The organism is Acidimicrobiales bacterium (assembly GCA_040219515.1).
GTDB lineage: Bacteria > Actinomycetota > Acidimicrobiia > Acidimicrobiales > Aldehydirespiratoraceae > JAJRXC01.
Genome location: JAVJSI010000016.1, coordinates 219,991 through 235,942, shown reverse-complemented (window position 1 = coordinate 235,942; position 15,952 = coordinate 219,991). Strand labels below are relative to the sequence as shown.

The following is a 15,952-nucleotide window of genomic DNA, read 5'->3' as shown; positions in this document are numbered from 1 at the left end:
CCGCTGTCGACAGCGCGCACCCTTCCGTCACCGTGGTGTCAGTACGGCGACACCGTTCGCGACCGCTGCTTCTGCCAGACGGTCGTCGTAAGTGACCAATCCGTCGAGGTCGTCGCCGAGGTCGAGCGCCGCAGCGAGATGAATGGCGTCGAGTGACCGCAGCCCGGCAGGGTCGAGCCTGCCCGCGCTCTCGAAGACCGCCGGCGTGACACGGACCAGAGTGACCGCATCCAACACCTCACGCGCCCGCAGCACGCGGTCCGGCACAGCCCTGCGAACGACCCGCATCAGTTCGGTCCGCGCCAGGTCGCAAGTGACCGGCTCTCGACCCGGTTCGTCCAACCATGCGCGGAATGCTGCCGTCTCTGGCTCGGCGACCACCAGCTTGACCAACGCCGACGTGTCGACGTAGAAGGCCACGTCAGTATCGCTCGTCGTCTCGCATGTCGTGTAGAGCGTCCGCCAGAACGGGCCCAGGCTCCGGGAACGGCAGATCGGTCAACCTGCCACGCGCGGGGCGAGCGTGACCTTCTTCGATCAAGGCCCGCAGACGCGACGTCGGAATCGCGGACATGCGAGCGACAGGACGTCCACGATCAGTAATCGTGACCGTTTCCCCGGCCGCAGCCTCAGCCACTACGGCCGACGCGTTTTGCTTGAGTGCACGGATTCCAACTTCCGACATGTGCTTCAATGTAGCACATTGGTTCGCCAGGGCAACAGCTCGTTGTTCACGGAGCAGCTCCGGTGGTCGTCCGCATCGTGCGACCCCTGCACCGGTTGTGACCGACGTCAGCCCCGCGGACCTGCGCCTGGAGCCTGCTCACCCTGGGGTCGCTCCGACTCCAACATCTCGGACAGCCACCGTGTCGCTTCGTCGGAATCCACTCCGGGGCTCCACAGGTAGCCCTGCCCCTCCGCGCAACCCAGGGCTCGGAGCGCCGCGAGCTGATCGGCGGTTTCGACCCCTTCGGCCACGACCGAGAGGCCCAGGGTCGTTGCCATGGAGAGAATCGCTGCCACGATCGCCGTGTCGTCAGGGTCGGAGCCGAGACCGTCGATGAAGGACCGATCGACCTTCAGCGAGTCCACCGGCAATGTCTTCAGGTAGCTGAGCGAGGAGTATCCGGTTCCGAAGTCGTCCAGCTTGATCGACACTCCCAGGTCCTGCAGCGAGTTCAGCGAGCCGATTCCCTGTCGCGCCGTGTCCACGAGGACTCCTTCGGTGACCTCGAGGTGTAGCGCCTCGGGCGGCAGACCGGCAGCAACCAGGGCGGCCGAGATCCGCTCCACGATGTCGGCCTCCGCGACCTGGTGCCCGGAGAGATTGACAGCCACCCAGAGCGACGACAGTTCGGGCTGGAGCCGCCATGCGGCGACCTGAGCGAGGGACCGCTGCAGGACCCATTCGAACATCGCGTAGATGGCGCCGGACTGCTCGGCGATGGGAATGAACTCGTCGGGTCCCACGTGGCCGAGTTCCGGGTGCGTCCAGCGCAGCAGTGCTTCGAGGCCGCGAGTAACACCGGTCTCCAGTTCGACCACTGGCTGGAACACGACCCGCAGCTGATCGCGCTCGATGGCCGATCCGAGTTCAGCCTCGATCTGTAGCCGTCGTTGGACTCGGGCACGCTTCTCCTCATCGAGCAGCAACGACATCGAACGACCCGATTCCTTGGCCAGGTACATGGTGGCGTCGGCTTCGCGCAGCGAGTCTTCGGCGTTCCCGCCCGGCTCCACGACGACGACCCCGACGCTGGCCGACATGTCGAACCGTCGACCGTCGATCATGATCGGCTCGGCGAGCGCCTCGATCAGTGACGTACCCAGGTCCCGCGCCCCGGCCTCGTCACACGCGGGTCGCAGCACGACGAATTCGTCGCCGCCGAAGCGGCCGAGCAGGTCTCGTTCCCCCAGCCGAGCAGAGAAGCGCCCCGCCACTGCTCGGAGCACTGCGTCGCCGGTGCCATGGCCGAGGCGATCGTTCACCACCTTGAATCGATCCAGATCGACGAGTCCCACTGCCGTCCTGGTACCCGCCACGGCTGCAGCGTCGAGGACCTCGGTGAGCTGCGACGTGAGCAGTGTCCGGTTCGCGAGCCCCGTCAGCGCATCGTAGTAGGCGAGCTGTTCGAGCTCGCCGCGTGCCTCGTGGAGTTCGGTGATGTCCAACACGGTGCCCCACAGGACACGTCCTTCGGGATCCTCGAACATGCTCGACCGCGTGACCACCCACCTGATCTCGCCGTCCGGGCGGACGATCCGGTGGGTCAGCGCCAAGTCGCGCTCACCGGCGACGGCGGCCGCGAGCAGCTCTTGCACGCCCTCCGCGTCCTCCGGGTGCACGAAATCGAAGTCGACGCCGCTCTTCACGTCATCTGGACCGAGCCCGATGATGCGGTACACCTCGTCGGACCGTTCGACCTCGCCGGTGACCATGTCGATCTCGAAGCTGCCCAGATGGGCAGACCGTTGCGCGTCCTCGAGCCGGCGTCGGTCCTCGGCGACGCGCCGCAGCAGTTCGGCGCGTTCGGTGATGTCGCGTGCGATCACCGACGAGCCCAGGAGTGAGCCATCCTGGTCACGGAGGGGGGAGACGGTGATCGAGACCTGCAGCTCTCGGCCGTCCGCCGTGACACGACGCGTGTCGTCCATCTTGACGGTCTCGCCGGCGAGGGCCGCGGAGAGGATCTGTTCCGACTGATCGGCGAGGTCCTCGGGGTACAGGCACGAGACATGTCGTCCGATGATCTGGGACTCCTCGTAGCCGAAGAGCTCCTCTGCGCCACGGTTCCACGTGCTGATGTTGCCGCTGAGGTCCTTGGAGTAGATCGCGTCGCCGGAGGTCTCGACGACCGCCGCGAGCAGTGCCATCGCTGCGGCCGCCTTGCGGCGCTCGCTCAGGTCGCTGGACACCGTGACGGAGCCGACGCGCACGCCGTCTGCGTACACCGGGCTCTTCGTGACCTCCACCGGGATCGGCTCGCCCGATCGGTGCCGCAACACGAGCTCGGCCCTGGCCGTCTCGTTCTTGCTGCGAATGGTCTGGAGCGCCTCGAACTGCGCCGGCCCGCTGTCCCCGAGGGGAAGAAGCTCGGCGGCCGGTCGGCCGATGGCCTCGGCCGCGGCCCAACCGAAGAGGACCTCCGCCGCGTGGTTCCAGTAGGAGACTCGTCCCTGTAGGTCGGTCGCGATGACCGACTGGCCCACGGCATCGAGCAGGACGCGTTTGAAGTTCGATTCCTGCTCAGCCGACTTGCGGGCCGACACGTCTCGCAGGTTGCCCACGACGACCCCGACCAGCGGATCGTCGACCAGGTTGGTGGCGGCCGCTTCGATCCAGCGGATGCGGCCCCGGGCGTCGATGACCCGGAACTCGACGAGGATGTGGTCGCCGAGGCCAGGCATTTCCATGAAGCGGCTGAGCACATGTTCGCGGTCGTCAGGATGGATCATCTCCACACTGTTGCGGCCGATCAGGTCCTCGGGTTCGAGGCCGAACAGCGCTCGGGATGCGGGACTGGCCCATACGATCTCGCCGTCCGGGCGGAAGAACATGGCCATGTCCAGCGACTGCGCCACGGTTGCGTCCCTTGCGGCCTTCTCGAGCTGCAGCTCCTCGATGGCATCGACTCGGGCGGTGACGTCGCGCACGCTGACCACCAATCCACTGATCGCGGGATCCGTGGACCAGTCCTCGATGGTGATGTCGCCGTGACGCAACGACCCGTCGACATGCATCAGACGGGCGACGAGCTGAGCGGTCCGACCGGCCGCAGCCCGCAGCGCCTGAGCCAACGCGTCACGATCGCCATGGCGTACGAGCGCTTCCAGCGGTTGACCGACGGCTCGGTGTGCGGCCATACCGAGAACCCGCTCGATGGAGGGGCTGGCATAGACGAGCAATCCAGCGGGGTCCACGACCATCACGAGGTCTGACGGACGGGTCATCAGGACCTGGAGGCGTCGCTCCGACAGCTCGGCCCGAACACGTTCCATCGCGAAACCAATCGACTGGTTCAGCTGCTTCGCGGTCAGGTCGGACTTGCACAGGCAGTCCTGCGCCCCCAGGCGAACCGCCGCTCGTGCGGTGTCGTCGTCGTCCCATCCGGTCAAGACGACAACCGGCATCCCTGGGCATGCAGCAAGGATCGCCTCGAGACCCTCGAAGTCGCTCGCGTCGGGAAGCTCCAGATTCAACAGCACGCAATCGAACCGACCGCGGTCGAGTTGCTGGAGCGCTTCAGCCAGGCTGCCCGCCACCGTCGATCGGACCTCTCCGGTCGTCTCGCTGCCCAACTGGCTGCGGATCAGACTCGCATCGCCGGGGCTGTCCTCCACCAACAACACCTCGACGCGCCGTGCACCGGTCGTCGGTCGATGAGGCCAAGCAACGGGTGCGCCTGTCCACGGCTCGAGGGAGCCTGCCGGTTCCTCGTCTCGAAGTGGCCCGGACGTTTCCTTCGCCGTCGCCGCGATCGTGGCCGGGCGAGCCTTGACCAGCGACGATCTCGCTCGCTCGACCAGCTCCGATGCTCCACACTCCGCTGCACCTGCGGTGAAACCGAGCGAGTGGGCGATTGTCGCCTCCACTGCCCCCACCTGGACGGGCCGGCCGAATACCTCGCTCAGGCGTCGCTCGATCCCTTTGACGGCATCGGGGTCGAGATCGCGGAGGATCATCCCGAGGCTGTAGGCCGACAGCCTGAAGAAGACGTCATCGGACCGCAGCACCCGTCTGGCTCGATTCGTCAGATGCGCAATCGCATCCTGGGCAGCCGGTGTTCCGAATCGTTCCTTGATCTCGGCCAGGCCGGTGAAATCGACCAGGAGCAGGTGAACCGGGATCTGCCCACCGCTACGCAACAGTGAACGGAGTCTCCGCTCACCGGCTGACCGGTCCAGCACCACACCCTGCTCCCACAGTCGTCGTGCCGTGATGTCGGTGTGGTGGACCACCACACCGACACCGCCGTCCACCGGTGCGACGGAGGCGCGGAGCAGGTACCAGCGGTCCTCCGTCGGGGAGTGACAGGGGTACTCGAGCTCGAAGAGGGTCCGCTCACCGGCCAGAACGGCCCGCAATCCATCGGCCACCCTCTCAGCGACAGGATCGGCGCCGCGCTCGCGGTCGCAGACCGCCAGGTAGCTCGCCCCGACGCCGGTCGTCTCGTCCGCGCCGCTGTTCAGTCGGGCAAAAAGGCGCCACGCCGTGTTCGTCTCGACGATGACGCCATTCCGATCGAGTACTGCAGTGGGCGCCGCCGACGCGTCGAACGCGGTGGCTCGTCGCTCGGATGAGTTCTCAACAGTGAGTGACGCCATCTGTCGCAACTCCTTCCGCGGTGTCGAGGCTCACCCCTCACTTCCCAACATCGGCAGGAGTCGGACGGCTTTGAGGCATCCCCAGGGACCGCCGACGGCACCATCGCAGTCAGAGCCGCAGCGGGTAGCGCCTCATTTCGTACCCTGCGACGCTCAGCGAGTGATCTTCATCAGAGAGAATGGCGAGGAGACCCCCACCCAGATGGCGGTGTCGGTGACCGTCAGCTGTTGGGGTCGGCCGGGAAGGTCGATCACGGCGAGCTCCGTGCGGTTCTCGTCGTAGATGGTGTACCGGGCGTCGACCTCGCCGATGAGTTCGGAGACGACGACCCCGCCATCGAACACCGTGAGATCCAATACGCTCCCCTCGAAGCGGAGCTGATCAACGATCTCTCGTGAGGCCGGGTCGACAACGGTGATGGCCTGCGTGTCGCCGATCTGCTGCACCCAGACCTGGCCGAACACCTCACTGGCATCGAACGCATCGACGAGCGGGATTTGGTCCACGACCTCGAGTGGGTCGATGTCGATGAGGAGCATCTTTTGGACATTGTCCACGCGGTCCCTGACCGAGACCCACACCAGCCCATCAGCCACGGCTGGCTGGTCGGCAAGAACGCCGATGGTCTGCTCGCCGAGCAGCTGCTGGGTCTCGGCGTCGTATACGGACAAGACACTCTCGAGGGAATCCTGCCCGTCGTGCACGATCACCACGCGCTCGTTCACGACAATCGGCGTTCTGGTGCCGGACGCGATGGAGAACGATGTGACTGTCCGGGTGGCAGGATCGACCGTGACGATCTCGTCGTTGCCTTTGAACCACCAACGGTCCGCGACCTCGACCGGAGCGCCGAATGTCTGCGGGTGTGTCAGTTCCCAGCGACTCGACCCCGTCGCCGGATCGAGGACGAAGAGCACGTCGCCGTTCGAACCCTGCGAGTCGGGATCTGACGCCCCGACCACGAGGTCGCCGCGGATGAGGCGGGCGAAGTGGACCGTGGTCTCCAGGTCGACCGACCGGACGACCCCGCCGGTGGTGCGATCGCGCCATTCGAGCAGACCATCGAAGTGCGGGACCACGATCTCGTCGCCGACCACGACAGGAGCGTCCGCGGCATGGAGCCCCTCGACGGAGCCCGCGACCTCGTAGGGCTCGCTCTCCCCCGTCGCAACGAATGGCAAGGAGCTGTCCTCGGTCGAGGTGTCGTCGCCACCAGCGCAGGCCGTAAGCGCCCACAGTGCCGAGAAGACCAGCACCACCGCGCGCCCCGTGCTTGGCGCGACACTCCCCTGCTCCGACACCGACGAGCGGATCCACCCCAACATCACACCTCTGAAATCGGCTCCGAAAGAACCAACGTAGTCTCGCCGGCGCGGAGAGTCGGACCTCCCGTGCTCGTCATGGGACACGTCAGACAGCCGGCCGGCCAACCTCCATACGACTCGACGACGAAACCGCACGCGGTCTTGCTGCCGGTGACCCCATCCGGAACCCCGAACAGGGCGCATAGCCTCGCGTGCGGCAGCCGCTGCGGAAGTCCTCGTCCCCAGGATGCCCTTCTGACACTGCTGCGTCATCGGAGACGACACAGCGATGTCTGTCGGGACCTCCTCCGGGCAGCCAGAATTGGGGAGGATCGGCTTTCGTGACCGACGATCGGTCTCGCCCGTCACCGTGTCCTCGCCGCAGATGAACCCTGACCAACCGTTTCTCTCCCCAGACCAGCAGGCGGCGTTCGATCGCTTGGATGCCAGTGCGGCGGTGCTCGACGAGCACGGTGTCGTTCGCGCGGTCAACGCCGCCTGGCGGGATTTCGCCGACAGCGGCAACCTGGCAGATCCGGCCTACGGGCTCGGGTCGCGCTACGACCGGTGGAACGGTGTGGACCCGTTCGCGCAGCGGGTCGGTGCCGGACTCGAGGGGCTGCTGTCCGGGGGGCTGTCGTCGTTCTCGGTCGTGTATCCGTGTCACTCGCCCGAGGAGCGCCGATGGTACCGGATGGTGGCCGCGCGTGCCGTCCACGACGAACGGGCTCGGGTGTTGGTGGTGCATCGCCGGCTCGAAGACGCGTCGGAGGACCACGAGATGCGGGAGACGACTTCGTCCGTCGCGCAGGACCTGTTCGCGACGGAGATGATCTGCGCCTGGTGCGACCCCGCCGCCGGAGAGGTCGACGAGGAGCGGGCTGTGAATATCAGCCACGGTATCTGTGGTGACTGTTTCGAGGAGGTCGGTTCCGGTGGGTGACGCGCGTTCCTCGGGCGAGCCCGACGTGGACGCGTACGAGCGCGCCGAATGTCGGGCTGCGCACGCGATGGCGTATTCGGCGGGATGGCGACTCGATCGTCGCACCGGCGCGATCGACTGGTCGCCGGATGCGCTGTCGATGCTCGGTGGTGACTCTGACAGGCCGGGCCACGATCTCGAACGCCATCTCGACACAGTGATTGCTGAGGACCGGCCGATCCTGCGGGCCGCGGTCGACCGGCTCCGTGCGCCCGGTGACGTGCTCGACCAGACCGTGCGGCTCGTGCTCGACGGCGGAGAGCGAACCGTGCAGTACCGAGCCGAGCTGATCGTCGACGCGGACGGATCGGCTGCGGTGGTCGGCGCGGTCCGCGACGTCACCGACATCGAGGAGCGGGAGCGGGCGCTCGCCCAGATGGGTGAACGTACGCGAATCGCCAACGAGTTCGCCCGGGTGGGATGGTGGCAGGTCGACGTCGGGGCGGACCGGGCGCTGTGGGACGAGACGACCGCGGCGATCCACGGGATGCCGGCGGGATACTCGCCGAGCGTCGGCGACGCAATCGGGTTCTACGCCGCCGAGTCGCAGCACCGGATCGCGGCGGCCTTCGAGGAGTGCATGGCGACCGGTCGACCCTACGACGAGGTCCTGCGGCTCCGCCGCGGTGACGGGCGGGAAATCTGGGTGCGTGCCATCGGCCGCGCCCGGAGTGAGGGTGGGGCGATCGTGGGTGCCTACGGCGCGTTCCAGGACGTCACCGAGCTCATGGAGGCTCGCACCGCAGCTGACGAGTTCCGCGTGCGCCTCGCCCACACCCTGGATCTCATCAGCGACGGTTTCGTCGTCGTGAAGCCCGACTGCACGGTGACCTACGTCAACCGCCAGCTGCGGCAGCTCTTCGGTCTCGGGTCGGGCCGGATCGACGGTGCCGTGTTGTGGGACCTCCTCCCCGGCACGCAGGGGACCGAATTCGAGGAGCAGTGCCGTGGCGCCGCACAGAGCGGTCGATCCGCCCTGTTCACGGTCGACATCGAGTCGCTCGGTTGCACGATGGAGGTCCGTGCCGACCCGGTTCCCGACGGAATCGCGCTCTACCTGCGCGATGTCACCGAGCGCCGCCGGATGGACGAGTGGGTCAGTCGCGTTCAGCGGCTCGAGTCGGTCGGGCGGTTGACCGCGGGTGTGGCCCACGACTTCAACAATCTCCTGACCGTCATCACCGGCAACATCGAGCTGCTGGCGGAGGTCATGGACGACACTGCCCTGGTCGAGGCATTCGTCGAGCCGATGCGGGCGGCCGTCGGGCGGGGCGCGAACCTCACGAGGTCGCTCGCCGCCTATGCCCGCCAGCAGCCGCTCGAACCGGAGATCACCGATCTCAACACCTGTGTCGACAATGTGCTCCGGCTGCTCCGCTCCGGTCTGAGAGAAGACGTCAGCGTCGAGGTCCGCACCGATCCCGACCTGTGGCCCGTCGATGTCGACACGAGCCAGTTCGAGGTGGCGCTGATGAACCTTGCGGTCAACGCCCGCGACGCGATGGCCGGCGGAGGTCGTCTCGTGGTCGAGACGGCCATGTGCCGCGTCGACGACGACGACCGGGATATGTTCGAGTCGCTCCCGGCGGGCGAGTACGTCGTCGTGGCGGTGAGCGATGAGGGATCGGGCATGAGCGACGAGGTGCGCCGCCGCGCGTTCGAGCCCTTCTTCACGGACAAGGCGCATGGCGTGGGCACCGGCCTGGGGTTGAGCATGGTCCACGGCTTCACCCATCAGTCGGGCGGTGACGTGCGGATCTACTCCGAGCTCGGACAGGGCACGACCGTCCGGATGTACTTCCCTCGGGCCCGGGTCGACGACACCACGCCAGGCGATGACCTCTCCGAGCCGCCGTCGGTTCCGGCGGGCGGTGATGAACACGTCCTGGTGGTCGAGGACGACGACCTCGTGCGGGCCCACGTGGAACGGGTGCTGGGCAGCTACGGCTACCGCGTGAGCACGGCGGGCGATGGTCACGACGCCCTGGCGATGCTCGAGTCGGACGATCGGGTGGATCTGCTCTTCACCGACGTGGTGATGCCGGGAGGGCTCAACGGGCGGGAGTTGGCCGACGAGGCGACGGCCAGGCACCCGCATCTCCGGGTGTTGTTCACGTCGGGCTATACGGCGAACGCGATCGACCGACAGGGCCGCCTCGACGCGGATGCGGAACTGCTGAGCAAGCCCTATCGCCACGAGGATCTGGCGCGTCGCGTGCGAGGCCTGCTCGACTGATTCGCCCGAGATATGTGGCCGCCCCCCTGTGCTATGTTCGAGCGTCAGGGGCGTATGAAGACCCACGTTGACCTCACCAAAGCGACAATCGTCGGGAACGAATTCGGCAATGCGATCGTCGATCGGCTCCCGGTCGGGATCCTACTCCTGAGCCCCGGTGGCGAGGTCGTCGCCCTCAATCGCAGTGCGAAGCGTCTGATCGGACCCGAGGCAGTCGACGGCTGGCTGCGTGATGTCGGCGCGGCGGACGCCGTCGCCGCCTTGTCGGCCGAACACCCGGCTCCCGTGACGCGCGAGGGGTCGCACGAGAGGGCCGGAGGCCCTTCAGCTCTGTTGCGCGTCGTGGTCTCCGCCGAGCGGCTCGACGACTCCGGTCGCTTCGTCGCCGTGATCGAGGACATCACCGAGGAGAATCGACGACGCGTGATGATGACCAGAGAGGCCGACGAACTCAGGCGGAGCAATCTGGAGCTCGAGTCGTTCGCCGCACTCGCGGCCCACGATCTCCAGGAACCGCTCCGAAAGATCCACGCCTTCGGTGATCTCCTGTCGGCCGATTGCGGCGACCGACTCGACGAACGCGGCCGTCTGCTGCTCGACCGCCTTCTCGGCGCGAGCCGGCGGATGTCGCGTCGCATCGAAGCGTTGCTGGCCTACGCCCGGCTCCACGGCGACGCCGCGCCACCCGTGCGAGTCGATCTCACCACCGTCGCCGAGGCCGCCCGTTCCCGTCTGCGCCAACGGCTCGAAGAGGTCGGCGGCACCGTCGACGTCGGCCAGCTCCCGGTCGTCGCGGGCATTCCCACGAAACTCGAGCAGCTGTTCGACAACCTCTTCTCCAACGCCATCAAGTACCGGTCCGCGCACCGTGCGCTCCACGTCACCGTCCGAGCCGAGGGAACCACGGTGGAGGTCGCCGACAACGGCATCGGCTTCGACCCCGAGTACGCCGAGCGGGTGTTCGCGCCGTTCGCGCGTCTTCACGCCCATTCCGACTACGAGGGGACGGGCATCGGTCTGGCCATCTGCCGGAGGATCGCCGAAGTCCACGGCTGGACACTCACGGCACATCCGACACCCGATGAAGGAACGCAGTTCCGTCTCGAGACCACTCCCCCGGGACACCCTTGAGCACCGCTGGAACCCCCTTGGTCCCGAGCCCGTTCGCCGAGGACGACGGCTCCGAGCGTCCGGGCCTCGTGCTCGTCGATCTCGACATGCTCCGGCAGCTGGGACGGGACCGGCTCCAAATGGCCGGACTCTCACCTGCGCCATGACGACGCCGCGACGAGTTCTCGTCGTCGACGACGACGACGACGTGGTGTTCCTCGTGCGCGATGCGCTCGAACCGCGGAGCGCCGGGTGGATCGTCGAGGGAGCCTCGTCGTTCGAGGACGCCGTCGAGCGGCTGAAGGAATCCTGGAGCGTGGTGGTTCTCGATCATCGACTCGGTCCGCGCGACGGACTCGACCTCCTCGGCGACGCCAGGGTCCGCCATCGATTCCCACCTTTCGTCGTCCTCACCGGCTTCGAGTCCGCCGAACTCGACCGTCGCGCGCTGGAGCTCGGTGCCTACGAGCTACTTTCGAAAGCCCAGATGGATCCGACGAGGATCGAGCGCTCCATCCGCTACGCCGCGGTCCGAGGAGAACTCACCAACCGTCTGGAATCGCGCTCGGCCCGGCTCGACGCCATCGTCGATCGGGTGCCGGTCATGTCATGGGTCGTCGATCCGTACGGGCAATTCGAGTGGGACGACAGCGTCCCCGACGAGATGCGCGCGTCACTGACGACCCGGATGGCCTCGCTTCATCGACGAGCCGGCGCGTCGGGGATCTCCGGGACCGTGGAGTTCTCCCACGGTGATCGATGGTGGGACGTCTACGTCGACCCCGCATCGACCCTGACCGGCCGCCGTCTGGGCAGCTCGGTCGGCACCGCCGTCGAGACCACCCGGCGGGCCGAGCGCGAGCGCGCCCTGCAGGCCGCCCTACAATGGCTCCAGGAGCTGTTGGATCTCACGTCTGTCTTCGGGCTCATCACCGATCCAGACGGCGGTGCCCGCTTCGCCAACAATGCTCTCCTCACGCGGCTCGGGCGGACGGAGGATGCGCTGAAGGATCCATGGTTCCTGCGCGACCACGTCGAGACGTTCGACGACGCCCAGGATGCCCTGGCTGCCACCTACGAGACCGGAGAGATCCTCCCGGGGTGGACGAACCACTTTCGGTCAGTCGACGGCACCGAGTTCGAGGTGCGTTGGTCGAGCGTGTTCCTCCATGACGGGGACGAGCCGATCGCCGTGGCCTCGATCGGCGAGGACGTGAGTCACCAACGCGCGATGGAGAATCGCCTTCGACGGGCGCTGAGGCTCGAGCAGCTCGGACGGGTTGCCGGCGGGGTCACTCACGACTTCAACAACTTCCTCACCGTCATCCGGGGCCACGAAGAGGAACTCAGAAGCCCACACCTCGATCACGAGGGTCGCATCGCCCACCTCGATCTGCTGGCGGAGGCCACCGACCGCGCGGCACGACTGGCCTCCTCACTGCTCTCATTCGGCACCAGGATCGGCGACTCGAGCGAGCTCGTTTCGGTGGGCGCCGCGGTCGAGGACCTCTCTCGACTGCTGGCGATCGTGCTCAGCGGGGAGATCAGTTTGGACGTGGCGGTCGTGACCGACCACGACACGGTCCGCGTCGACCGTGCCTTGCTCGACCAGATACTCATGAACCTCGCGCTCAACGCCCGCGATGCCATCGGCGGCCGCGGTCGGATCGCCATCCGTGTCGACGAAGTCACCGTCTCCGGCAGCCATCCCTTGGTGGCCGAAGTGGAGCCCGGGACCTATGTCACCGTACAGGTGAGCGATGACGGTCCGGGAGTCGACCCGTCCATCGTCGACACGCTGTTCGAGCCCCTCATCTCTTCCAAGCCCGACGGGACGGGACTCGGTCTTGCAACAGCCTCGTCCGCGGCATCCGCGCTGGGAGGCTCGGTCCGACTGGTCCGGAGCGGTCCGGGGGCCTCATTCGAGGTGCTGTTGCCGTCGGCCGATCCCGACGTTGGGCCGGTCGAACCGTCCGCATCGGCGACGGTGCCCGCCGCGACCGTCTTCGTCGTCGAGGACGACGAGAACGTCCGGGAGCTCGTGCGCCGGAGTCTCGAGGCGCTCCACCTTCAGGTGCACGCTTTCGGATCGCCCCAGGAGGCCCTCGCGGCGGTGGCCACCCACCGGCCGGCGCTACTCGTCAGCGATGTGACCATGGCCGAGATGAGCGGTCTGGACCTGGCGGCCGCAGCCCGCGCGATCGATCCGGGGCTGCGCCTGCTGCTCATGTCGGGATTCGACCGCACCATGCCTCCCGAGCGCGTGCTCGGCACGCCCGCGGAGTTTCTCGCCAAGCCCTTCACGATCGAGCGGCTCCGGGCCGCCGTGACCGGCTTGCTCGCCGCGCATCAGGATGCGCCATGATCAGCAGGCGGATCGCGATCGAGCGGCGTCGGTGATGGCGCGACGCAACTCCTCCAGCGGAGCACCCTTCTCGATCAGGCGGAACACCCCCGCCTGCCCCACCTCCGCCGCCACCGCGGGGTTGGCGATGGCGGAATACACCACCACGACCGGGGCGTCAGGGAGCGCCCGGATCCGGGGCAGCAGGTCGAGCCCCCAGGCATCACCGAATCGGAGATCGAGCACCAACACGTCGACCGCGTTCGCCGTCAGCTCGCCGGTCAGCGCCTCCGGGTCTTCCGCAGTGAACGCGATCTCGAACACCGGCGACGTCGAGAGCACCCGGTCGAGGGTGGCGCGCATGGTCGCGTTGTCGTCGGCGATGGCGACCCGGATCGGTGTCACCGGCGACGGGCCGGTCTCGGGAGGCTCGGTCATCACCCTCAACCGAACCACGTCCGGAGCCGGCCCACATGACACACTTGTGTCATTGTGTCGGGGGCAGGGGGGTCGGGGGCAGGCGTGTCGGGGGCAGGAAGGGACGGCATGGGGCTGAATCGGAACTCCGAGCTGATCTACGACGAGTCCGAGATCGAGCGCCATTTGGAGACCGCGGAACGAATCGCAGGAACGGGCAGCTGGACCAACGACCTGGTCGAGGGCCGGCTCACATGGTCGGCGAACGTCTTCGAGATCTTCGGCTGGGATCCCGGCACCAAACCGTCGTTCGAACGCTTCGTGGCCTCGATCCATCCCGACGACCGGGCAATGTTCTTCATCGCCCACGAGGAAGCGTTCCTCGGCCGGCGTCCCTACCTCGTCGACCATCGCGTCCTGCGTCCCGACGGAGTGGTCCGCTTCGTGCACGAACAGGCCGAGATCGAGCGGGATCCCTCGGGTACACCGATCCGGCTCGTGGGCGTGGTCTCCGACCAGACCGAGCAGCTCCGTCAGGAGGAGCGGCGGCAGGCGCTCCAGAACCGGCGCAGTGAGCTCCTCCACCTGTTGATCGACAAGCATGCGAAGGCGCAACGCGATCTCGCCAGCCGGCTCCACGACGGGCCGATCCAGCATCTCACCCTCGCCGCACTCGAACTCGACAGCGTCGAAGACGACGTGGTGCACCCCACGGCCGACGCGCTCCGCGGCATCATCGACGATCTCCGGTCGATGCTCATGGCGCTCGACCCCGCGTCGCTCCGCACGATGAGCACCAGCCGCGCCGTCTCGGCGCTCGTCGCCCACCTGGTGCCCGACGCTTCCGCAGAGATCGTCGTCTCCGGGGAGTTCGTCGACGATGGCCCGGCCGGACCCGTCGTCGAACACGTGGTCGACGCGCTCCGCGTGTGCGCCCGCTTGGAGGCGACGAAAATCAACATCGACTTCTCCTGGTCGCCCTCCGATCTCGCCCTCACCATCGTCGCCTCCGGCTCCGCCCGTATCGAGTCGCAGGCCGATCACGACGCCCGCCCGCTCGAGATGCTGTGGTTCGAGGAGCGGGCGCACTCGGCGGGGGGCTGGGCCACCGTTGTCGCCGCCGAGGGCCAGTTGACGCTCCGATCGGTGCTGCCCCACAACGTCGCGCCATGAGCACCGACGACGTACTCGGCCAGAAGGTCCGCCAACTCGGCCGGGCACAGCTGGTTTCCGGAACGGGGAGCTGGGAAGCTCGCCTCGACGGCAACGGTGGCGTCTACTGGTCAGACCATGTGTACGCCCTGCTGAAATGGTCGCGCCGAGCGCCGCCGACGTTCGACGAGTTGATCGCCATGGTCCACGCCGACGATCGCGATGCGTTTCAGCACCGACGGGCGCAGGCTCTGGCCGGCGAGGTGCCCTACGACATTCGGTTCCGGCTCGTGCGGCCCGCTGACGGTGCAGTGATGCACCTTCGGACCGTCGCACAGATGTTCGAAGCCCCCGACGGTCGACGACTCGTCGGCGTGCTGAAGGACTACACGCCCGAGGTCATCGCTCGACGGCGGGTGGAGCAGCTGGAGAGCGACCGGCAGGAGATGCTCCGCCGCTTGTTCCTCGACGGCGATCTCAGCCATGCCGATGTCGCAGAGACGCTGCACGACGGACCCCTTCACGCCGTGGCCGCGGCCCGGCTCGACCTCGAACGGGCTGCGGCCGACGTTTCACCGACCGGCGTTGCCGCAGTCGAGCGGGCGCTCGGCCATCTCGACCGTGCTCTGCGGTCGATCCGGACGATCGAAGACGTCCGCCCGCCGCCCGGCTCGTCAGCGGAGCTGCGGTTGGCCCTCGAGGAGATGGCCATGGACCTCGCCCCTGAGCTCGAGAGGCGTATCACCGTCCAACTGGCTTGGATGCCCGAGGCGAGCCACGTCCGGGCGGTACTCGAAATCGTCCACGAAGCCTGTGCCAACGCCCGCCGGCATGCCGATGCTGCGCGACTCGATGTCCTCGTGCGTTCTCTGGGATCGGCGGTGGAGGTGACAGTCCGCGACGACGGGCACGGATTCGATCCACGTGACGTAGATCTACGACCCGGTCACCTCGGCATCACGTCGATGCAGGAACGGGCCGGAGCGGTCGACGGCTCACTCACCATCGATTCGGATGCCGCGGGCACCACCGTGCGGGCCCTCCTGCCGAGAACTCCGGCGGCATCGGCGAAGTGAGCGCT

The 15,952-nt window shown here is 67.4% G+C and carries 11 protein-coding genes; 6 read left to right on the top strand and 5 right to left on the bottom strand.

Translation table 11 applies throughout. The annotated features are described in order from the left end of the window. Positions 1-27: 27 nt before the first annotated feature. From RIB98_17080 to RIB98_17065, 4 genes are all read right to left on the bottom strand, one after another. Entirely contained in the window at positions 28-420 is a 393-nt protein-coding gene (locus RIB98_17080; GenBank protein MEQ8842698.1) for a type II toxin-antitoxin system VapC family toxin, read from the bottom strand. Position 421: 1 nt separating this feature from the next. Next, positions 422-685, bottom strand: a complete 264-nt coding sequence (locus tag RIB98_17075; protein ID MEQ8842697.1) for a type II toxin-antitoxin system prevent-host-death family antitoxin — start codon at positions 683-685, stop codon at positions 422-424. 107 nt (positions 686-792) lie between these two features. Next, positions 793-5,325 (bottom strand): PAS domain S-box protein, encoded by a 4,533-nt coding sequence (locus RIB98_17070; GenBank protein ID MEQ8842696.1) that lies wholly within the window; start codon positions 5,323-5,325, stop codon positions 793-795. Positions 5,326-5,478: 153 nt separating this feature from the next. Then, positions 5,479-6,507, bottom strand: coding sequence for a hypothetical protein (locus tag RIB98_17065; GenBank protein MEQ8842695.1), 1,029 nt, complete (start codon positions 6,505-6,507; stop codon positions 5,479-5,481). 508 nt (positions 6,508-7,015) lie between these two features. Between RIB98_17065 and RIB98_17060 the strand changes: the two genes are divergently transcribed. The 4 genes from RIB98_17060 (at position 7,016) to RIB98_17045 (ending at position 13,323) form a co-directional block, all read left to right on the top strand. Next, complete coding sequence (locus RIB98_17060) at positions 7,016-7,573, top strand: PAS domain-containing protein (GenBank protein MEQ8842694.1); 558 nt, start codon at positions 7,016-7,018, stop codon at positions 7,571-7,573. Beyond that, positions 7,566-9,848 carry a PAS domain-containing protein gene (locus RIB98_17055; GenBank protein ID MEQ8842693.1) on the top strand — a complete coding sequence of 761 codons (2,283 nt, stop codon included), beginning with the start codon at positions 7,566-7,568 and terminating at the stop codon, positions 9,846-9,848. Before RIB98_17060 ends, RIB98_17055 begins: the two co-directional genes overlap by 8 nt. Before the next feature lie 54 nt (positions 9,849-9,902). Then, on the top strand, positions 9,903-10,979 hold the full coding sequence (locus RIB98_17050) for an ATP-binding protein (protein ID MEQ8842692.1): 1,077 nt from the start codon (positions 9,903-9,905) through the stop codon (positions 10,977-10,979). 142 nt (positions 10,980-11,121) lie between these two features. Beyond that, positions 11,122-13,323, top strand: a complete 2,202-nt coding sequence (locus RIB98_17045; GenBank protein ID MEQ8842691.1) for a response regulator — start codon at positions 11,122-11,124, stop codon at positions 13,321-13,323. Here RIB98_17045 and RIB98_17040 read toward each other — a convergent pair whose 3' ends face one another. Further along, a complete protein-coding gene (locus RIB98_17040; protein ID MEQ8842690.1) occupies positions 13,324-13,740 on the bottom strand; it encodes a response regulator transcription factor in 417 nt (138 codons plus the stop codon). A 108-nt stretch (positions 13,741-13,848) separates the two neighbouring features. Between RIB98_17040 and RIB98_17035 the strand changes: the two genes are divergently transcribed. Further along, positions 13,849-14,892: a PAS domain-containing protein gene (locus tag RIB98_17035; protein ID MEQ8842689.1), complete on the top strand. Its 1,044-nt coding sequence runs from the start codon at positions 13,849-13,851 to the stop codon at positions 14,890-14,892. Continuing rightward, positions 14,889-15,947, top strand: coding sequence for a PAS domain-containing protein (locus RIB98_17030; GenBank protein MEQ8842688.1), 1,059 nt, complete (start codon positions 14,889-14,891; stop codon positions 15,945-15,947). Before RIB98_17035 ends, RIB98_17030 begins: the two co-directional genes overlap by 4 nt. Positions 15,948-15,952 lie beyond the last annotated feature (5 nt).